The organism is Candidatus Methylospira mobilis (assembly GCF_009498235.1).
Taxonomy (GTDB): Bacteria; Pseudomonadota; Gammaproteobacteria; order Methylococcales; family Methylococcaceae; genus Methylospira; species Methylospira mobilis.
Window position 1 is genome coordinate 3,557,642 of sequence record NZ_CP044205.1, and the last position, 20,482, is coordinate 3,578,123.

A 20,482-nucleotide genomic window follows, 5' to 3' on the forward strand; every position below is an offset into this window, starting at 1 on the left:
GCAATCCGTCCGCGCGATGCTCAAAAAACAATACAAACAAAAAACCCCGCCAAAAGCGGGGCTTAAAGAACAGCCAAACGGCAAAGCGGTCAACGACCCCCGGCCCAGCCGAAAGCCTCGCTCACTCAATAATCAAGCTTCGACAGACTGAACAATACTGACGTATTTGCGCTTTTGCGGACCCTTGACATGGAAAAGCACGCGCCCCTCAGCCGTGGCAAACAAGGTATGATCCTTGCCGCAACCCACATTTTCACCGGGATGAAACTGCGTGCCGCGCTGACGCACGATAATACTGCCGGCCGGAACAAGCTGACCACCGAACCGCTTTACACCCAAACGCTTGGACTCTGAGTCGCGACCGTTTCTGGAACTGCCGCCCGCCTTTTTATGAGCCATGAATCTCTCCTTTAATCTGAAATAGCAGTGATCAGAATTTCCGTATAATTCTGCCGATGCCCTTGACGCTTCATGTAATGCTTACGGCGTCTGAACTTGATAATGTGAACCTTGTCGTGGCGACCGTGAGTTTTCACCGTCGCAGCCACCTTACCACCCTCCACAAGCGGCTTGCCAATCTGGATACCTTTATCCGATTGGATCAGCAACACCTGATCGAACTCAATTGTTTGGCCGATCTCGGCAGCCAGGGATTCAATTTTGAGCGTTTCGCCTTCTTTCACCCTGTACTGCTTGCCGCCCGTTTTGATAACCGCATACATAACGTAAAGCTCCACGAAGCATTATTCTTTTGATAATCGCCTATTGTATTTTATAAAGGACTGGGTGTCAATATTTTTGCATGGACTGGCCCTGCAATTTTTACTGCAGCGCATGCTCAATCTCGTTGCGTCACTTTACCAGGTTGAGAGCCCCGCCTGCTGCAGACTGATTTCCCACAGCGTCTCCTGCTTTGCTTCGTCAAGACTGAGAGCGGAAGACGGAGCTTGCCTGCAATTGGAGAAGTATTGTCCGCTGACCCCCTCCACATCCTTCGAGCTGGCGAGATGGATGGATGTTTTTGCGCCTTCTTCCGCGGAAATAAAAAAAGGGCGAATCAGACGGATCAATAGCTTGAGCCACCCTTTGTTATTTTGCCCGAAGTTGGTCGACACCACTCCCGGATGCAGGCTATTGACGGTTACTCCGCTGTCTTTCAGCCTGCGCGCCAAGGCATTAGTGAACATTACATTCGCCAATTTGGACAATCTGTAATTGGGCATGCCACCATAGCTTTTCTCGCCTTGCAGATTATCGAAATCCAGAACTGCGCTACGGTGCGCTATCGAAGCGACATTGACGATGCGGGCGGATTCGGAGGCCTTCAAGGACGGCAACAGCTCATGCGTCAGCAAGACATAGGCGAGATGATTGAGCGCCCAGGTGCGTTCGAACCCATCCACCGTCAACTCGCGCTCCATAAAAAGCGCGCCTGCATTGTTGAGCAGCACATCCAGCTTCGGGTATTTCCGCCTGACTTCGCCGCCCAGTCGCCGGACATCGGCAAGCGAAGAACAATCAGCAACAAAGAAATCAACCCGGTTGTTCGCGCTTTCTCTAGCCAGCCATGCGGCCGTAGCGCGCGTGCGCGCTTCATCGCGCCCGGCGATCGCCACATGCGCGCCCAATTTCGCCAGCCCCAAAGCGGTTTCCTTTCCTATGCCCGCCGTTGCTCCGGTTACCAAACAAATTTTGTCTTTCATCGGATTCGCTAATGCCTTAACTTGAAAAATCGTGCCAGCATACCCTTGATTCCAGCCCGAGCCAAGCCGGCACGCATCGGTGCTTCCCGCCCCCCCCGAAGCCATTACAGTATAAAAAATCAGTTTTTGCGGCAAAAAATAAAACTCTACAGCCAACTCTCTCCCAAATCAGCCGTTTTTTCGCTATAATTATCAATCAAACTCAAGCAAGCCTCGGTGGTGAAACTGGTAGACACAAGGGACTTAAAATCCCTCGCCCTTACCGGCGTGCCGGTTCGATTCCGGCCCGAGGCACCAAATCTCTGTTTCACCCCGTCGCATACCGTATCAGAACCCCGCACCCCGTAAGGCTTAACGGGTTTTTTATTGTCTCATGCCGTAGCACCCCGTATCATGCAATACCATCAATCTTGCTGGTATATCTGATGGTATTGGCTCATACCATTAAACCGATACCATCAACACGGGGAAATGGGTATGTTGAGCGATATTCAGGTACGCAAAGCCAAGCCGCAAGAGAAGCCTTTCAAGCTGGCTGATGAACGCGGCCTTTATCTGTTGGTGAATCCGAACGGCGCGAAGTTGTGGCGCATGAATTACCGATTCACCGGGAAACAAAAAACGCTGGCGCTGGGGGTTTACCCTGATGTTTCGCTGTCCGATGCCCGCACCAAGCGCGACGAAGCCCGCCAGCTTATGGCGCAAGGCATAGACCCTAGTGCGCAGCGAAAATCAGCGAAGGCCGCAACAGCGGAGCGCGCCGCAAACAGCTTCGAAGTCATAGCCCGCGAATGGCTGGAGAGCCAGCGCAGCAAGTGGGATACAGGCACCCATGAAAAAATACAGGCGCGCCTTGAATCAAACCTTTTTCCCTATCTGGGCGTGCGTCCCATTGCCGAAATTACAGCGCCGGAACAGCTGACCGCATTGCGCCGCGTGGCTGAACGTGGGGCGAACCATACCGCCGCGCGCCTGCGTAGCGATGTAAGCCGCATCTTTCGCTTTGCCATTGCCACCGGGCGCGCTGACCGTGACCACGCACGGGATATTACCGGGGCATTACCAGCGGCCAAAACCGCGCACATGTCAACCATCGTTGAACCGAAGGCCGTAGGCGAGTTATTGCGCGCGCTGGATGGTTACACCGGCTTGCCTGTTGTCCGTGCGGCCCTGAAACTTGCGCCGCTGGTATTTCTCAGGCCGGGAGAGTTGGCCGGGGCTGAATGGGGTGAGTTCGATCTTGACGCCGGAGAGTGGCGCATACCCGGCGAACGCATGAAGATGGACGGGCGGCACATCGTCCCCTTGTCCGCTCAGGCCGTGGCAATTCTGCGCGATCTGCACCCGCTGACCGGCCACCAGCGCTACGTATTCCCCCATGCCCGCAACAAGGGCCAGCACATGAGCCGGGAGACCGTGCGCGCGGCGCTGGTGCGTATGGGTTACGGGCCGAGCAGTGAAACGCCGATGACGGCGCACGGCTTCCGGGGTATGGCGTCCACCCTGCTGCATGAGCAGGGCTGGCCGTCCGACATGATAGAGCGCCAGCTTGCGCACTCCGAGAAAAACAAGGTCAAGGCTGCATACAACCACGCCGAACACTTGCCTGAGCGCCGCAAGATGATGCAGTCCTGGGCCGATTATCTGGACGGCTTGAAGGCTGGCGCTGTTGTGATTCCTTTTCTCCAGAAAACCGGATGACGCTCAACCTACAGGCGTTGGGATAAAAGCCGGGATCAGTTTACAACTGCTCTTTAAAGAGCGCAGGAGGGTTTCATGGCAATGATATTCAGCGATTGGCGCCCACGGATAGCCCTGCGGATGGCCGCAGGAAATGATGAAATCAAGCGCTGGCTGAATCAAGCGACCTTCGCCAAGGCATCAACCGGGCATTGGATGGCCTGGAAGGGTGACGATCCCAGCCGCATAGCGGTGCTGCCGCCAGATCACCCAGAAGGCTCGGAATGTTTTTGGCTTGATAGCTGGGATAAAGACGACACCATCGAAACGGCTATCGAATACGTTGAGTCCGGGCGCTTTGATACGGATGACGGTGTAGTGCTGAATCTGCAAATCCTGAATCCAAAAACTGGGGAGTGGGAATAATGCATGCCTGAACGCATCTTTTGACTGTTCGTCTATACACCACACCGTAACTGTTGTAGATTTTCCATCGCGCCTAGTCCGGCCAGACGAAAACGGGATTCCTTCACCCGCTGGCGCATCCAGTCTTGAAGGTGCTTCCTGAAGGTAAAGCGATGCACGATATTTTAAGGCAAACCATTTATTCACTGAATGATCGGAAAGAAAAACTCGAACGCCTCAGTTCGAAGGCCGCAGGACTCAATGACGACCCATCGTTTCTCGCAATAGAATCGCGGGAATATCTTCCAACGAAAAAACTTACCTGTTGTCGCTGACCGAAAACTGACCCATGTAGAGGTGGTTTGCTGATTCAAAAGTGACCCAGGTGTTCTACTTGCCCTGTCCAATTTTTGGGCAGGAGATAAAGGTGATCACTATGGAAATGATAGGCAAGATACGGCGGATGTATTTACGCGACAAAATGTCGCTGCATGCGATAGCAAAGCGCACGAGCTTATCGCGCAACACGATACGCAAATGGCTAAGGGCGGAAGAGAAAGCAGTACCGCCGAAATACCGCAGGATAAAGGCGGACTGCAAGCTCAGCGCGTTTCACCCCACACTGGAACAAGCCCTCAAAGCGGATTCCCATCGCCCCAAACAGAATCGGCGCACCGCCAAAAATCTGTTTGCACAAATCAGGACGGATGGTTACACGGGCGGTTACAGCCAGGTGACTGCGTTCATTCGCAACTGGCGTGCTGACTCAGGCAAGAAGCCCCACGCCTTTGTGCCGTTGAAATTTGAGTTTGGCGAAGCCTTCCAGTTTGACTGGAGCGAAGAAGGGTTGGTAATTGGAGGCATTTACCGGCGCATACAGGTATCGCACCTGAAGCTGTGCGCCAGTCGGGCATTCTGGCTGGTGGCGTATCCGGGCCAAGGGCACGAGATGCTGTTCGATGCCCATACGCGCTCCTTTGCGGCGCTGGGTGGCATTCCTCGCCGTGGCATTTACGACAACATGAAGACTGCCGTTGATCGCGTCAACAAAGGTAAGGGACGCGTGGTCAATGCGCGCTTTGCCGTGATGCGCGCGCACTACCTGTTCGATGCCGATTTCTGCAACGTGGCATCCGGCTGGGAGAAAGGCGTTGTCGAGAAGAACGTACAGGACAGTCGGCGGCGCATCTGGCTGGAAGCGCAGAACCAGCGGTTCGGTTCATTCGTCGAACTCAATGTGTGGCTGGGTGATCGCTGCCGGGCATTATGGGGCGAGTTGCACCATCCCGAGTACAAGGAGCTTAGCGTAGCCGACCTGCTGGAGCAGGAGCGCGCGCACATGATGCCCATGCCGGTTCAATTTGATGGGTATGTTGAAAATCCGGCTCGTGTATCGAGCACGTGCCTGATCAATGTACAGCGCAACCACTACTCCGTGCCATGCGAGCTGGCGGGAAAGATGGTCAGCGTCCGGCTCTATCCCAATCAAGTCATCGTTGTGTCGGACGACACACTTGTTGCCTGCCACGAGCGCCTGAGACAGAACGTGGACATGTTCGCTACGACTGGCAACACTACATCACGCTGATCGAACGCAAACCGGGAGCGCTGCGCAATGGCGCCCCGTTCGCAGACATGCCTGTACCACTCAGACAGCTCAGGCAGGGGCTGATGCGCGATCCGGGCGGAGATCGCTGCATGGCGCAGGTGCTGGCCGCCGTACCACGGGCGGGGCTTGAAGCCGTTATTGTTGCGGTGGAACTGGTCATCGAGTCCGGCGTGTTGAGTGTGGAACACGTCCTCAACGTACTGGGACGGCTGAATGCGCCGCCCCTTCCACCGAATGTGGAAACGAATTTGCAGCTCAAGGATGTGCCGCTGGCCAATACCCGCCGATATGATGAGCTGAGGCATGACGCTGAAGCTCACCTCAATGCGGAGGAGATTGATCATGCGCTGTGATGTCACTGCTGAACTCAAGGATTTGCGGCTACATGGCATGGCCGGTGCTTGGACAGACCTGATCGCACAAGGGTCTGCATCGACCGATTCGTCGAAATGGCTGATCGAACACCTGCTGCAAGCCGAAGCAACGGACCGGCACATGCGCTCAGTGAGAAACCAATTGAATGCGGCCAGGTTTCCGGTACATCGCGACCTGGCCAGATTCGACTTCGCCGCCTCCAAGGCTGATCGGCCGCTGGTAGAGCAATTGGCAACGCTATCATTCACCGAGACAGCGCAGAACGTGGTGCTTATCGGCGGGCCCGGGACAGGCAAGACGCATTTGGCGACCGCCATCGCGGTGTCGGGTATCACCACGCAGAGTAAGCGGGCGCGATTCCATTCGACGGTCGATCTGGTCAATGCACTCGAACGCGAGAAACAGGATGGCCGTGCCGGGCGAATCGCCGCATCGTTGATGCGCATGGATGTGCTCATACTCGACGAGCTTGGCTATCTGCCGTTCAGCCAAACGGGAGGAGCCTTGCTGTTTCACCTGCTCTCGAAACTGTATGAGCACACCAGTGTGATCATCACGACGAACCTGAGCTTCTCGGAATGGTCGGGTGTATTCGGTGATGCCAAGATGACGACGGCGTTGCTGGATCGGCTGACGCATCACTGCCACATTGTTGAAACCGGGAATGAGTCATACCGGTTTCAGCACAGCAGCATGGCCGCGAAGGCCCGCATCAAATCGAGAGAGCAAACACGAAGAGGAGGCAAAAACGCAGCAGTAGAAGAGCCGTTCTAACCAGGCACGCGCGGGGAGTTCACTACGGTCTCCAAACTTCGTGAACTTCCCGCGCATCTAAAAACTTCAAATCAACAATCTGGTAGACTTATCCACAGTTGCTGCAACACAAAACAGCAACAGGTCCTGGGTCAAAATTCAATCAGCACTCTGGGGCATTATTCAATCAGCGTTAACAAGCAGGCCGTTTGGCAACTCTCTGAGCCGGTTCCGGGCAGTGGGCATCTTTTCAAGTACCGGTTGTATTGCGGACGGGGCAATGAATGCCTGGTACGTTACGATAACGAGCGCGGCAAGGGCGATCACCGCCACATGGATGGGCGGGAAGAAGTCTATATTTTTACCGGTCTGGCGGCGTTGCTTGAAGATTTTTGGAACGATATTGAGAGGCTGACATGAAAGCAATCATTGAAGTAAGCCGACCCGGCGATTACCGGGCGCGCGCATTGGAAATAGCGAAGCGCGCCGATGCGGGCGCGCCTGCGACGGAATCCGACTACCACTTGGGGTTCGAAGATGCCGGACAGCTTTTCTCGGAATTTACCGCAGAACGTTGCCGTATGCTTGATGTGCTGGCGGCTACCGGTGCGCAGTCGATTTATGCACTGGCTAAACGACTGAGGCGCAATTACAGCAATGTGCACCGTGATGTGCAGGCCATGATCGAACGCGACATAATTGCAAAAGATGACGACGGCCGGGTGTATGTACCGTGGGACAGCGTGGATATTCGCGTTACCCTGGGCAGTTCAAGAGCGGCATAACCTAGTCCTGCCGTCTGGCTGGGCTTTCTCATATCTGAGGTACGCCCGACTACATTCAAGATGTCGGGCAAGATGACACTCACTCAAGAAATAAGGGGTCAGATACCGTCTTTTGCGCGCTTTCGGGGATAGACTGAGTACGACAGGATTGGCGCCGAAGGCGGTGGTGGGAGCAGTGATGCGCAAACTGGCACATCTTAATTTACGGGGTAATCAAATCGGGGCAGCCGTTTGATGTCAATCATTCAAGTCTCAGGCTTGACTTACAAGACGGTATCTCGTATCCGTAAACCAATTATTAAATTTAAAATCATCAGTATGACTGATATTCCAACAGTTTCACTTGCCATTCGCGAAGCAGTGGCGCCGGTATTCCTGTTAACCGGCATAGGTTCATTTCTAGCGGTTCTTACCAATCGTTTGGTTCGGTCGGTGGATCGTTACCAGCGCTTTAATGAACTTTCCGCCGAGCGCGTGACAGAAGCTTGCCGCTATGAAATCGACATTATTTATCATCGGATACGCTGGATTCGGCGTGCGATAAGTTTGTGTACCTTTTCAGCACTGTGCGTTTGTCTGTCGATCGCTTCACTTTTTCTCTCCGTTGAATTAGGAGTGGATTTATCCAAGGCGGTGTCGATTCTTTTTGTCGCCGCCATGCTGGCATTAATTTCCGGTTTACTGTGCTTCCTCCGCGAAATCAGTTTGGCCACCAAGGAAGTCATCAATGTTTCACACCGATCCTGATAGTGTCTCGATTAAAATGGGTAACGGCTATCCATGCTGACGCAAAACAAAAGGGGCAGGTCTTGAGTTTTGCTATTCGCGAGCCCACCGTATCGTAAAGAAACAGCGACTAGCAAAAGACGGTATCTGACCCTAAATTTCTTACTATTAGCGTACCTTATGGTCTTGACTGGTGTGTTATTCAAAAACAGGGTTAATCTGCGCCAGCACCCAAGTGAAGCCGCCGCCCGCGAGGTTCACATATTGGGTTTGCCCACTGAAGGCAATAATGGTTTTCCCGGTGGGCGCTGTAACCTGATGCATTTGCGGGTTGGATACTGAAGGGTTTACCGCAGCCGGATAGCTGGTGCCGTTAATGGTGATCTGCGCAATAAACTGCTGCCCGTACCAGTTGCCGGTAACGTAACTGAAAGCCGTGAGGCCATTTGTGAGGCTGATCGGATCGTTCCCATTGCCACCATCACCGCCGTGTTGCAATAGTTGTACCGCATACGAGCCATCGCTGCTGGCATTGGTACATTGGATGGCATCCACGACATCGCCGCTGCGGATAACGATACTTTGGATAAGCGTTGGCGTGGTTTGCACATTCAAGATGGCTCCATCGTTAAACGGAACAACATTCGGTTGGCCAGTCATGTATTGTCGCAGCAATAGTTGCTGACTTTGCTCGAAAGGCCAGTTGGAAGAATCAAGCCGCCAACTGATCATAGATTGGTAGGGGTATTGCTGGCCATTGTATTGAATCCCCGCCGCGTATTGCTGATAGGCTTCAAGCGCAGTGACCCCACTTTCGAAATAGGCGCCGAATCCCAACAGATCGGCATTGATGCCGTGTGCGATAAATACGCTCGGATCGCTAACCCAGTAACTTTGCAAATTGAACACATCCACATTGGCATTCACAGCATCCGCATTCAGGTTTTCGACATTACCGTACTGATTCGAACTCGCCGAAACGGCCAGATAATACGTATCCCCGAAAGCCGCACCCAGTGCGTTGAGCCAAGCGCCACATTGCTCCTGAGTGAGTGTGCTGGTAGGCTGTTCCCAGTCAATGTCGAAACCATTGAGGCCGTTGTTACCCAGAAAGTTGGCCACATTGTTCGCAAAGGTGGTCAGCAGGGTGGGATCGGCGATGATCGTTTGCAGATCGGTGGTGATTTCATCGGTATAGGCCAGCAAAGCAAATATGATGATGTCCGGGTTTTGTGCACGGGCATCTGCCACCTGTTGGGCGAGATACGTGTTACTCGTGCTCAGGGTAGGACTGGTCGGGTTGCTCATATCCACACCAAACCAGCCGATGCTGAGATAATCGAGGGTGCCGTAAATCCCGTTGAGCTTAATGGAACTGAAATTGCTGTTGGGTGAGCTGTAGGTAGCTCCTGTAGGATGCAATTCACTAGTCAGCCAGGCACCAATGGCACCGGTAAAGTTTGCTCTTTTTTTCATTGGAGTGTCCTTTAGGATTTTAAATCAAGAATTGAACGAAGTCGCTACTCGCCAGGAACGCGATCCGGGCTGAGGAACAAAAACTTATTAACTCATTTTAGTTCTCCTCAATAGTTATATTGGTCATACAACGTCTAACGCCACAGGTAAGCCGCCGCCTGCCTGGTCGCGTAGCGGACGGGTAGGCGGTCGGCTTGACCTGTTTGTTAGCTGCTAACTGGAAAGATATGCAAATACATTTTCCATAAATAACCAGGGCTTCTTTTCTTTATCGGGGTCGAGACTAGGAACAGTTTCCAACGCTCTAACAATCCATTTTGATTTGTTGGAAGAGTGTGGCAGTCCGTGCTCTACCAGCCAGCCCTCTAGCTCACCTACAGGAACTATAAATAGTCCGTTTTCCTCACAGATTTCGCTTAACCTGTGGAACAGAGGTCTGGTTTCTTCGTTTAGAGCCGCAGCGCCACTTTTCTTATACTCCTTCCATGGGCTCCCGCTCTCCCTAACGCGCTTCAAATTTCCGGCAAGCTCTGAAAGTAATGTCCCTGCGCCAACTTCATGCTCATTGGTTCTTATTCTAGATATTTCGCTTTCTAGCTCTACAAGCTGGGCAGACAACATTTGGCCTTGATCTACGTTTTCAATATACCCAACGATAGTCGCTTGCAGTTCTAAAGCTTTTCCGATGCTTTCTCCAGGAAAGTCTAATTCTTCAAGAAGCGATTTGAATTCGTTTCTAACACGTATTACGTCAAAATCTACAATCGCTGAGAATGGAATGCTGAGAGTTCGATATGGATGCAGGACTTTAGCTACGGTTTGTTTATTGTGAGCATGCGCTATATGGAAGCTATCTGCTCTCTCTAGTTGCCTTGCAATTCTCTGATAAAATACAGCATCTGCATCTGCCTCTACAATAATCGCCCCTTTGTAGAAAAGCCCTTCCATAATTCTAGTGGAAGAAAGAAGGGGGTCGTTAGCTATCCTAGCGACTTGGGCGCTATCCAGCGATCTTATCCTATTGGTATTTTCTGCTCGATCCACACGTATTATTGTTATATCTTGCCGCTTGCTCAAAATTCCTCTCAGAAATTCTGAGCTATGTGTTGACACTACAACTTGCCTTTCGCCGACTGCTTGGTCCGCAATAACTTCTCCCAGTCGAAACGCTTGTGGAGGATGGAGAAAGGACTCAGGCTCATCTAAAAGCAATACAGGCCTCTTCCCCACTAGGACTGCCAGCAGTGTAGCAACAAAACTCCTTAAGCCGTCGCCCTGGGTGTCTAGCCTTTCAAAATCGTCAAAATACGATAACGCCTTTCGAGGGTCTTCCGGACAATCATCAAAATTTTCACCAATTCGAAATAGAATTTTTCGCAGCGATGAATAATCGAGCTTTATGTCGATGGAGAAAGCTTCTTTGACGATATTTCTGAGCTTTCGTTCAACCTCTGCTCCTTCTTGATAGAATGCTTGGAGCAAGTTCGTCATTATCCCTTTTTCCGAACTTTCGGATTCTTTCGCTAGCTTTAGGCGCTCTTCGGTTTCAAAGAATGACACAAAGAAACTTCCAAACCAATGACTAAAAAGCCTTTTAGTGTTCGAGTTATTTTGGTTCAGTAAGTTTTGGAAACTAGTTTCCCAGCCTAGACCGACAGGCACGTTATGCTGGCTAACTAGATTAGAGGAAAGAGTTCTGAGAAAGACGTTATTATTTTCATCCGTAAATGTTGTAATCTCACATGAATCAACTAATTCAGTAACGGACGAAGGAAGATTAAAGTCAAGTTCAGTTACTACTACAGACTTGCTTGTTTGATCTGATGTTAGTGATTTTATATCTTTTAGAATCCTGCTTTTGCCGCAATTGTTTGGGCCAACAACCACGGTTAAGTGTCCAGGTACTATTTCTGTTCCATCATTGAACCTTAATCGTTCTATCTTGTACTCGTACATTTCATTTCTCAATATTGCAGCTAACGTGAAGTAGCAGGCCAATATGACGTAATCCGCCACGTCAATATATTGTCTATCGCGCCCGAAATCATTAAACATACCTTTCTTCAACGGTTTGACAGAATTTGGCACACTCTAAGTAGAAATACAAAATGCGTCGATGCCGCTCGGATTTTAATGCCGATACCTACGCATGTCACCCTGTCAACTTTGACAGGGTAGGACTAATCAGTGGTCCTCTTGGTTTGCATGGCGTTACCCTGATCGCAGGTGTAATGGTTTAATGAACCCGGACACTTCCAAAGGCAGAATTTATACTGTCAGCAGAGGTGAGCATGAAGACAAACGAGAAAAAACACAAGCGCCCCAAATACAGTCTGGAATTTAAGCAGGATGCCGCCAAGCTGGTTCTTGAAAAAGGCTACAGCCTGAACCAGGCTGCCGATCATTTGGGCATATCATTAAGTGCCCTGGGACGCTGGGTGCGGGCGGAACGCAAGCCTTCCGGCAATGAGTCTGCGACGAAAAAGCCAAGCTTGAATCTGGGTGGTCACGATGAATTGATTCGCTTGCGCAAGGAAAATGAACAGTTGCGAATGGAGCGCGAGATATTAAAAAAGGCCGCAGTCTTCTTTGCGAAAGAAGCCGAATAAAGTACGGATTTATTCAGGCGCAACAGAAGACGTATCCAGTGACCGTGCTCTGTCGAGTGATGCAGGTGAGTAGCAGTGCATATTATGAGTGGTTAAAAGCCCCGCAGGACAGTGATAAGGATCAACAAGATCAAAAGCTTGCCGAGAAGGCGAGGCAGATTTTCATCGACAATAAACAGTGCTTTGGTTCGCGTCGTTTAGCGGATCGACTGCAAAAACAAGGTTTTGTCGTTGGGCGTTTTAAAACGCGGCGCATCATGCGAGATTTAAACTTGAAGGTGCGCTATCCCAGGCGAATTAAAGTCACTACCGATAGCAACCATAACGAGGCCATTTCGCCCAACCGCTTGGACCGGCAATTCCAGGTTGGCAAGCCCAATCAAGTATGGACGACAGATATCACCTACGTGTGGACCCTAGAAGGCTGGCTTTATGTCGCGGTGGTCATCGATCTGTTTTCCCGGCAAGTCGTGGGCTGGGCGATTGATGATCACATGCGGGCCTCGCTGTGCGTCAAGGCCTTGCAAATGGCCTTCTGGCGCCGTAAACCGCCACCCGGTCTGTTGCATCACTCGGATCGTGGCAGCCAGTATGCGGGCAGGGAATATCGCCAGCATTTAGACGTGATGAAGATGGAACAGAGTATGAGCCGCAAAGGGAACTGCTGGGACAACTCGCCGACCGAACGTTTTTTTCGCAGCTTGAAGCATGAGCAGCTCAACTACGAAAAATTCAAGACCCAAGCGGCGGCAAAACTGAGTGTGATCGATTATTTGGCTTTTTATAATGGCCTCCGACCACACTCAACATTGGGCTACCAGTCCCCACTCGAATTCGAGCGGGAATTTTATAGAAACGCTGCCTGAACAGGTGTCCGGTTTTTGTTGACCATTACATTAATCGTTTGCGAACTCTCGGAAAGCAGCGCCGGTCCTCACATTTCGCAGACTTTGCAGATTTCGCGCTGCTGTTTTGATTTAGCCGAATGGAAGCGCTACCCTATCGCCCACAGTAACAGCCCGCACTCTTGCGGGCTTTTTGTTTCCATGCCGGAAAGTAACGCCTTATTGTACACTGGCGACAGTGCATAATAATATTAATGTACATTGGCGAGAGTGAACAATAATGGCGATACAGCGCAACACCAAACAACGCGCGGCAGTGTTGCAGGCAATTGAGGAAGGGCATCCAGATTGCGGGCATCCGCCCTACGATATTGGCGCTATCGCCTATATGCTGGGAACTGAAGACAGCATAGGCACTGCCGGCGCTCTTGGATATTACCAACTGAGTAAGCCGATACCCTTGTGCTCACTGCATCGCATCCTGAACGACCTGCACCGGGAAGGACTCATTACCTTTGAAATGAAGATGGTCGACGCCAGCGCCGCCGGACGGCTTCCGCGCAGGCAACGGCACTGGCAGATAGCAGGCCTGGAAGTTTACAACGGGCTTTTTAATGAACTTGCCGGATTGATGCGGCGGGCGCGTGTTGTGCACGGTTGCACAAACAGCTTTTTCGGTAAGACCTGGGATGAACCGGCCAAGTCGGAAGCGGAACGCCGGTTATTGACCGATGCCCTGAAGTCGTTCCTGCAGCGGACGCACCCTGATAAGGTTGATGGATGCGCCGATCTGTTCTCGTCGGCCAAGACGGCGCTGGATTATGTTCGTACAAGAAAGAAGGTTGAGGGAGTTGTTCTGGAGTTACCGGCAAGGGCTGGATAACTGGCTTATCGCGGGACGGCGTCTCATCGAGTAGCACCCTGTATCACCTAAGCGCGGTCAAAATGATGGCATTATTGATGGTATCGACAAAACGCGGAAACAGAAAACCCATAAACAGCGCGGTCTGTAGAGGTTAATTCGAAGACGGCCAGAGCATAAGAAACCCATTACCGAATAACCAATAATAGCGGCAAGCGTTGTATCTGAAAGGTAGGGCTTGTCTATCCAGGCCAGAAAAACAGTTGCCGAAAAACCGACAACAATAATCAAAAACGCCACCCAGTCACGGCGGCGGTTATCTGATGCTTGGTGCTTTAATGTGTTCTCTCGAATGAGGCGTTCCGATTCAGCGTTTTTTCAAATACGCCCAGAATACGCCGGGGCGCGTCTGGCATTAAGCGGCTGTAATGCTCGATAACATCAGGATCAAAGATAGTTTTATGTTCAACTGACTGCTGAACCATATCGACATGCTGCTGATTTTAAAGAATGACTCCACCGACAGCGCCGATTTTCGATGGCGAAGCGGAAGCGAAACTCATCGCGCTGCGTTGTTCGGAGCCACCCGCCGGCTATGCGCGCTGGACACTACGCCTATTGGAAAAAAAGGTGGTCGAATTGAACATCATCGAGTCGGCCAGTCATAGTACGATAGGACGGCTTTTAAAAAAACATTCTCCAGCCCCACCGCCAGGGCAATCGCGCTATATTGCAGCGCTAACGTATTGATTTTTAGAAACTGGTAGCAATCATTGCGCTTGTAATATTTCGCTATTTATGATGAGTAAACCGAATTTTTAGATTTAATCTCAAAAATTACGACGTTTTAAGCCCAATTAGAATGCAAAGTCATTCCGTAGCAAGCAAATTAAAAATTTCATTATCGTAAGTTATTGATTTTTTGATCGACATAGCGCGATTGCCCTGGCCCCACCGCAACCGGCAATGGGTCATTCCGCCGGAGGCGAACACGGCGTTCGTCGCCGCGAAAGAGGATGTGCTGGCCGTTTATTGCCGACCATGTGATCTGGATCAACCCTATGGTGTGTCTGGATGAAGGCATGAAACAACTCGTCAGGGAAACGCGTGTTCCAACTCCTCTGAAACCGGGTTGCCCTGTGCACGCCACGACCATGAATACGAACGTAACGTAACGGCCAATCTGTTTATGATGTTTGCGCCGCTGGAAGACTGGCGTCACGTCAAAGTGACTGAACGCCATACAGCCGTCGACTACGCGCATATTTTAAAATATCTGGCCAACACGCACTTTCCACACGCAAAGAAAATTGTGCTGGTACAAGACAATCTCAATACACATAAGACAGCTTCAGTCTACGAAGCCTTTCCAGCCGTCGAAGCGCGACGACTCGTTGAACGTTTTGAGGTGCATCACACGCCTAGGCACGGCAGCTGGCTTGATATGGCCGAATCCGAACTCAGCGTTCTTTCATCCCAATGTCTTGATCGTCGCATCCCCGACAGGCAAACGCTCACGGATGAAATCGCTACCTGGGAGGCTGATCGCAATAAAAACAACGCCAAAGCTGACTGGCAGTTCACCATTGACGATGCTCGCATTAAACTCAAGCATCTATACCCTGTAATTTAGATGAGACATGGCACTAGGTTTAAGTTTGTTTTTAACAAATCGCATAATGCGCTTGCTGCTAAACCGGAAATGCTAAAGTCGAGGCGGCATCAGGGCGGCATTTTTCTGGTGCGTCTGAAGAGTCCGCTGCTGCGGGCGCTGGCATGACGCGATTGTTTTACAGGCGCGCTCCGTCTGTATTTTCTGCTGACAGGATGCACGCGACCTGCATGGCCGCACTCACCATCGCCGCTCTTTCCTGCGGCATCATTGTGCTGGCAGGAACGTTGCGGACGAATAAGCGGCATACCGAATCCTGGCCGCACATCGAAATGCCGGGCAGTGATATTGATTTCTGCCTTGTAACGGAAAGCGCGCGCCCTGATAAAAGACAATAGAGATAGATTCGTATTTTGCAAATCACGCAACACTCTATTTACACGCGAAATCGTATTCACGACACAAATAGGACTACGCTCACAGCGAAGCATCACTGTCCGAAGAAAGTACGAGGGTTACTTGCAATCGCTCAATATCATTACACGAACATCGACAACTTAAACCCTGCCAATTGCCAAAGGCAACAATTAAATCAGCCCCTCACAAAACATGAAGTCAACACAGGGTGGTCCGGGTTCAGACGCCACGGAAAGCTTCCATGTAAACGGAATGGACGCGAAGAAAGAGTTGGAGGTATCATAATCGTTACGGAGAATAAAGCGCGTCAGAAAAAACTCACGCTGAATGGATGCAGAAAGCGGGGCAGCGTCGTTCTGCTGCATATTAATGGTTACCCTCTTAAACTTCGATACATTTTCATATCGACCAAGAAGGGTCACCAACTAGTGATAAATATTTAGGATAAATGAACATGTTTAGGATTTCGTTAGTATTTCTTCTTCTTTTAAGCAGCGGCTGCGCCTCACAGGGAAAAGTCGAAGCTTTGCAGACCAGCGTGCAAGCACTGGAAGAAAGAATGGTTACCGTTGAAAGCAGTATTGCCAATGTCAGCTCCGATGTAAAAAGACTCGAGATCGACGTAGACAAAAATCTGGCCGTTGTTAAAAATGATGTCTTGAGTATACACGCAAAAGCACAAAACAACTTCAGGGAAATAAACAATGCGTTAGACTCTATTAACAAAAAAGTTGACGCCATCAAAGTGAAACTGTACCCCCAGGCTCATCACAAGACAGACAAGACCCATAAAACGGACAAAACAAACAAAACCAGCAAAACCAGCAAAACCAGCAAAACCAGCAAGAAATAGCCCCCTTGGCGCAACCCCGTATCCGGTTGCGCCAACGTCTATCCTTCAGGGCATTGTCGCTGGGAAAGCTACAGCACCTGCCCCACCTCAAACTGTAGCGCGGTTTGAATGGTATCGAGATCGGGAAATATTCCTAAACTTGCCGATTTCGAAAGCAGATTACCTGGAGAATATGATCGTGGAAATAACATGATCTGTTTACTGCAGTTTTGGACGTGAAGGAGCCTTGGGAAGTAGAGGCTATCTGCTCCGATCCGGAAACAGGAGCCATCCATTTCGATCTATTCTGTAAAATCAGACGTTCGAATTGCGTTGTTGCGACCATGAAAATCAGCCCGTTGATGGTCCTCAGTCGCGTAGCTGTCAGCATCTGCATTTTTCCAGTATCAAGCCTTTCTCCATGCTGCCGCCCCGAAGCAAGATGCGGAAACTGTGGCAAGGTCACGCAAGTACCCATACCGTGCTCGCGGCTGCGGCCGGGCAGTGACTTTACCTTACTGATGGTTATGCTGGCAGGAAATCACGTAACCGTTCGCGGCTTTTCCAAACCTGTGTTTTCTACTCAGTTGAAAGACGGGAAATAGCATGTGAGTGTTTATTGGGAGATGAGGCTACTCAACACCTCCGACGTTTTCGAATATCGGTACGCTATCTGTTGCGGTTCATGTCGCTTTACAAAAACAAAATGCAAAAATTGTGAACGCTATCGGAACCATCAAGCAAGCACAAGACTACAGCCGGTAATCATTTAGTGTATGGGCAGCGCTGTCGACAGGTTTGAGTTGCATTCACCCGGCGCCTTGCGTAGTATTCGCCCCGAAGTTTGGCGTTATAATGGCTCATGCAGAGGTTTTGCGTTATCTCGGAACTTGTATCAAAGAACGATCAGCTGATTCAGTCGTTTCAGGATGGCTTATGGCTGGAAGAAGGCCTGAGCGTAAACACGCAGAAGGCTTATGTCAGCGATCTCACCCTTTTCGCACTATGGTTGAAGCAGCAGGCCGAAAAATGGCTGCCGGAAGCCAATGGCGCGGATATCGAAGCCTATCTCTCCAAGCGCGTCAAGGAAAATGCCAGCCTGCGCAGCAGTGCGCGCCTGGTATCATCGTTACGCAAGTTTTATGCGTCCCTGGTGCGTCAGGGAAAACTGGAGTTCAATCCCTGTTTGCAGATTCAAGCGCCGCATATCGGCAAGCCGTTGCCGCAAGCGTTGAGCGAAAATGATGTCGAAATGCTGCTGCTCGCCCCCGATGAAAGCGATGCGCGCGAACAGCGCGACCGGGCCATGCTGGAGTTGCTTTATGCTACCGGTTTGCGTGTAACCGAGCTGGTAACCTTGCGTATCGATCAAGTCAGCTTGCGTCAAGGGGTGGTCAGGGTAACCGGTAAAGGCAGCAAGGATCGATTGGTACCCTTGGGGGAAGAAGCCGTTTCATGGATAGAGCGCCATCTGATTGATGGGCGTCCTGCGCTGCTGGGAAGACGGCAAAGCGATGATCTGTTCGTTACCGAGCGCGGAAGCGCAATGACGAGACAGGCCTTCTGGCATCTTGTCAAGCGGTATGCGTTCAGGGCGGGGATACACAAGCACCTTTCTCCGCATACCCTGCGTCACGCCTTTGCCACGCATTTGTTGAATCACGGCGCGGATTTGCGCGTGGTGCAAATGCTGCTCGGCCATAGCGATTTATCCAGTACGCAGATTTATACGCATATTGCCCAACAGCGCTTGAAGGAGTTGCATACCCGCTGTCATCCCCGCGGCTGAGCGCTTTGCAGGAGCTGGCTTCAGCCCGCGAAACCTCGGCGCGGATTGACCTGTAAATCGTGGGAAAAAGCCAAATCGCGGGCTGAAGCCCGCTCCTACAGTATTTATGAGCTGCGGGAAAGGAACTCGAACAGTTGAATTTGGAGCTTACATGTCTGTGAATATACATCCAAGCGCCGTGGTTTCCCCTGAGGCCAAACTGGGCGCGGGCGTAACGATAGGGCCTTTCGCGGTAATTGAAGACCGAGTGGAAATCGGCGACGATTGCGTTATCGGCGCACATGCCGTCATCCAACCCTGGGTGCGCATGGGGGCAAGGAATACGATTCATCCGACGGCGGTAATCGGCGGCTTGCCGCAGGATCTAGCCTTTGATCCGGAACAGGAAACATGGGTCGAAATCGGCGAAAACAACGTGTTTCGCGAAGGCGTTACCATCAGCCGCGCAACCCAACCGGGACAGGCAACGCGCATCGGCTCCCATTGCTACCTGATGAACAACAGCCATGTCGGCCATGACTGCACGGTGGGCGACTACACGATTTTCGCCGGCGGCGCAACGCTGGGCGGACATGTCCATGTAGGGGACAGGGTGTTTCTCGGCGGCGGCGTGATGACGCACCAGTTTTGCCGCATCGGCAGTTATGCGATGCTGCAGGGACTGGCCGGCATCAATAAAGATGTATTGCCGTTCATGATGGTGGGCGGACGGCCCGGCAAACATTACCGGCTCAATCTGGTCGGCATGCGCCGCGCCGGCATCGACGGCGACCGGCTGAAAGCCGTATCCGCCGCGATACGCCGCATACGCAGCGGCGCGGGGCTGGAAGGACTGCCGGATACCCCCGAGCTGGCTTATTTGGCCGCATGGCTGGCGGAACCGGGCAAGCGCGGCGTTCTGCCGTTTATAGACATACGTCGCGATACAGATTGATAAGGCATGGAACTGATATGAGTAGATTGAAATGTGCGGTTATCGGCGCGGGCTATCTGGGTAAATTCCATGCCGAAAAATATGCCGGATTGCCGGACTGCGAACTGGTCGCCGTGGTAGATAACAACGCCGAAACCGCGCAGGCCATAGCATGGAAACACGGCGTTCGAGCACTGACCGATTATCAGGAACTGCTGGGGAAGGTGGATGCGGTCAGCATCGTGGTGCCGACCAGCCTGCATTATCAGGTTGCCCGCGATTTTCTGCTGCACGGCGCGCATGTGCTGGTAGAAAAACCGATTACCGTGACCGTGGAAGAGGCGGATGAACTGATAAAAATCGCTGATGAAAAACGGCTCAAGCTGATGGTCGGCCATCTGGAGCGCTTCAACGCCGCGCTGCTCGGCATGAACCTGACCGAGCAGAAACCGCTGTTCATCGAATCGCACCGTCTGGCGCCGTTCAATCCGCGCGCCAACGACGTCAGCGTAGTGCTGGATTTGATGATCCACGATATCGACATCATTCTGGACATCGTCGATTCCGAAGTGGAGCGCATCGACGCCAAGGGCGTTACCGTGCTGACCTCGGATACCGATATCGCCAACGCTCGCATCGTGTTTAAAAGCGGCTGCGTCGCGAATGTCACCGCCAGCCGCGCCAGCCTCAAGGTCGAGCGTAAAATGCGTTTGTTCATGCCGAATTGCTATGTCTCGGTCGATTTTCAGAACCGCATACTGGCGCAGTATCGCAAGGGCGAAAAGGAAATGTATCCCGGCGTACCGGAGATTGTCAGCGAAGAAGCCGCTTATGAAAACGGCGACGCGTTGCTTGCGGAAATTCAGCACTTTGTCGATTGTATCCGCGAAGATCGCGAACCACTGGTTTCCGGCCACGCCGGACGGCGCGCGCTGGCTACCGCGATTGCGATTACCGAGTTATTGAAGCAGGATTGAGTAAACCACCAAACGCCACAGGAAAAAAATAATTGTCCACGAAAAACACGAAAGGCACGAAAGGCACGAAAAGTGGAGAAAGCTTAAGGAAATACTGAATAAAGCGTTTCTTTT

The 20,482-nt window shown here is 51.6% G+C and carries 21 protein-coding genes, 1 tRNA gene and 1 pseudogene; 17 read left to right on the forward strand and 6 right to left on the reverse strand.

Annotated elements, in window-relative coordinates:
* Positions 1-132 precede the first annotated feature (132 nt).
* The 3 genes from rpmA to F6R98_RS16185 form a co-directional block, all read right to left on the reverse strand.
* On the reverse strand, positions 133-399 hold the full coding sequence (gene rpmA, locus F6R98_RS16175) for a 50S ribosomal protein L27 (RefSeq protein ID WP_153249936.1): 267 nt from the start codon (positions 397-399) through the stop codon (positions 133-135).
* A gap of 11 nt (positions 400-410) precedes the next feature.
* On the reverse strand, positions 411-722 hold the full coding sequence (gene rplU, locus F6R98_RS16180; RefSeq protein WP_153249937.1) for a 50S ribosomal protein L21: 312 nt from the start codon (positions 720-722) through the stop codon (positions 411-413).
* 135 nt (positions 723-857) lie between these two features.
* Entirely contained in the window at positions 858-1,703 is an 846-nt protein-coding gene (locus tag F6R98_RS16185; protein WP_153249938.1) for an SDR family oxidoreductase, read from the reverse strand.
* A gap of 210 nt (positions 1,704-1,913) precedes the next feature.
* Here F6R98_RS16185 and F6R98_RS16190 point away from each other — a divergent pair.
* The 8 genes and pseudogenes from F6R98_RS16190 to F6R98_RS16225 all read left to right on the forward strand — a co-directional run bounded on the left by F6R98_RS16190 (position 1,914) and on the right by F6R98_RS16225 (position 8,057).
* Positions 1,914-2,000, forward strand: a tRNA-Leu gene (locus F6R98_RS16190).
* Between the two features lie 180 nt (positions 2,001-2,180).
* Entirely contained in the window at positions 2,181-3,404 is a 1,224-nt protein-coding gene (locus tag F6R98_RS16195) for a tyrosine-type recombinase/integrase (RefSeq protein WP_153249939.1), read from the forward strand.
* A 75-nt stretch (positions 3,405-3,479) separates the two neighbouring features.
* Positions 3,480-3,809 (forward strand): hypothetical protein, encoded by a 330-nt coding sequence (locus F6R98_RS16200; protein WP_153249940.1) that lies wholly within the window; start codon positions 3,480-3,482, stop codon positions 3,807-3,809.
* A 415-nt stretch (positions 3,810-4,224) separates the two neighbouring features.
* Positions 4,225-5,750 (forward strand): annotated as a pseudogene (istA, locus tag F6R98_RS16205) (IS21 family transposase).
* On the forward strand, positions 5,740-6,546 hold the full coding sequence (gene istB / locus F6R98_RS16210) for an IS21-like element helper ATPase IstB (RefSeq protein WP_153249941.1): 807 nt from the start codon (positions 5,740-5,742) through the stop codon (positions 6,544-6,546). Before istA ends, istB begins: the two are co-directional and overlap by 11 nt.
* A gap of 165 nt (positions 6,547-6,711) precedes the next feature.
* Positions 6,712-6,945: a toxin-antitoxin system TumE family protein gene (locus tag F6R98_RS22855; RefSeq protein ID WP_407079319.1), complete on the forward strand. Its 234-nt coding sequence runs from the start codon at positions 6,712-6,714 to the stop codon at positions 6,943-6,945.
* Positions 6,942-7,310 carry an HVO_A0114 family putative DNA-binding protein gene (locus F6R98_RS16220; protein WP_153249943.1) on the forward strand — a complete coding sequence of 123 codons (369 nt, stop codon included), beginning with the start codon at positions 6,942-6,944 and terminating at the stop codon, positions 7,308-7,310. Before F6R98_RS22855 ends, F6R98_RS16220 begins: the two co-directional genes overlap by 4 nt.
* A gap of 234 nt (positions 7,311-7,544) precedes the next feature.
* On the forward strand, positions 7,545-8,057 hold the full coding sequence (locus tag F6R98_RS16225; RefSeq protein ID WP_228124923.1) for a DUF2721 domain-containing protein: 513 nt from the start codon (positions 7,545-7,547) through the stop codon (positions 8,055-8,057).
* 177 nt (positions 8,058-8,234) lie between these two features.
* On the opposite strand, the gene F6R98_RS16230 is transcribed toward F6R98_RS16225, so the two are convergent.
* Both F6R98_RS16230 and F6R98_RS16235 read right to left on the reverse strand, forming a co-directional pair.
* Positions 8,235-9,512, reverse strand: a complete 1,278-nt coding sequence (locus tag F6R98_RS16230) for a glycosyl hydrolase family 18 protein (protein WP_153249944.1) — start codon at positions 9,510-9,512, stop codon at positions 8,235-8,237.
* 213 nt (positions 9,513-9,725) lie between these two features.
* Complete coding sequence (locus tag F6R98_RS16235) at positions 9,726-11,567, reverse strand: ATP-dependent nuclease (RefSeq protein ID WP_153249945.1); 1,842 nt, start codon at positions 11,565-11,567, stop codon at positions 9,726-9,728.
* 236 nt (positions 11,568-11,803) lie between these two features.
* On the opposite strand from F6R98_RS16235, the gene F6R98_RS16240 reads away from it, so the two are divergent.
* From F6R98_RS16240 to F6R98_RS16260, 5 genes are all read left to right on the forward strand, one after another.
* A complete protein-coding gene (locus F6R98_RS16240; RefSeq protein ID WP_153249946.1) occupies positions 11,804-12,121 on the forward strand; it encodes a transposase in 318 nt (105 codons plus the stop codon).
* An 11-nt stretch (positions 12,122-12,132) separates the two neighbouring features.
* Entirely contained in the window at positions 12,133-12,987 is an 855-nt protein-coding gene (locus tag F6R98_RS16245; protein WP_265588158.1) for an IS3 family transposase, read from the forward strand.
* 259 nt (positions 12,988-13,246) lie between these two features.
* The gene (locus tag F6R98_RS16250; protein ID WP_153249948.1) at positions 13,247-13,849 is read left to right on the forward strand and encodes a hypothetical protein; all 603 of its coding nucleotides are present in this window, start codon (positions 13,247-13,249) and stop codon (positions 13,847-13,849) included.
* Positions 13,850-14,338: 489 nt separating this feature from the next.
* Positions 14,339-14,578: a helix-turn-helix domain-containing protein gene (locus F6R98_RS16255; RefSeq protein ID WP_153249949.1), complete on the forward strand. Its 240-nt coding sequence runs from the start codon at positions 14,339-14,341 to the stop codon at positions 14,576-14,578.
* A 382-nt stretch (positions 14,579-14,960) separates the two neighbouring features.
* Positions 14,961-15,461: a transposase gene (locus F6R98_RS16260; RefSeq protein ID WP_153249950.1), complete on the forward strand. Its 501-nt coding sequence runs from the start codon at positions 14,961-14,963 to the stop codon at positions 15,459-15,461.
* Positions 15,462-15,550: 89 nt separating this feature from the next.
* Here the strand turns inward: F6R98_RS16260 and F6R98_RS21690 are convergent, their stop codons facing one another.
* On the reverse strand, positions 15,551-15,898 hold the full coding sequence (locus F6R98_RS21690) for a hypothetical protein (protein WP_194269983.1): 348 nt from the start codon (positions 15,896-15,898) through the stop codon (positions 15,551-15,553).
* 413 nt (positions 15,899-16,311) lie between these two features.
* On the opposite strand from F6R98_RS21690, the gene F6R98_RS16270 reads away from it, so the two are divergent.
* The 4 genes from F6R98_RS16270 to F6R98_RS16285 all read left to right on the forward strand — a co-directional run bounded on the left by F6R98_RS16270 (position 16,312) and on the right by F6R98_RS16285 (position 20,368).
* On the forward strand, positions 16,312-16,710 hold the full coding sequence (locus tag F6R98_RS16270) for a hypothetical protein (protein ID WP_153249952.1): 399 nt from the start codon (positions 16,312-16,314) through the stop codon (positions 16,708-16,710).
* Positions 16,711-17,551: 841 nt separating this feature from the next.
* A complete protein-coding gene (gene xerD / locus F6R98_RS16275; RefSeq protein WP_153249953.1) occupies positions 17,552-18,478 on the forward strand; it encodes a site-specific tyrosine recombinase XerD in 927 nt (308 codons plus the stop codon).
* A gap of 151 nt (positions 18,479-18,629) precedes the next feature.
* Positions 18,630-19,412 (forward strand): acyl-ACP--UDP-N-acetylglucosamine O-acyltransferase, encoded by a 783-nt coding sequence (lpxA, locus tag F6R98_RS16280; protein ID WP_153249954.1) that lies wholly within the window; start codon positions 18,630-18,632, stop codon positions 19,410-19,412.
* Positions 19,413-19,429: 17 nt separating this feature from the next.
* Positions 19,430-20,368, forward strand: a complete 939-nt coding sequence (locus F6R98_RS16285) for a Gfo/Idh/MocA family protein (RefSeq protein WP_153249955.1) — start codon at positions 19,430-19,432, stop codon at positions 20,366-20,368.
* The last annotated feature ends 114 nt before the right edge of the window (positions 20,369-20,482 follow it).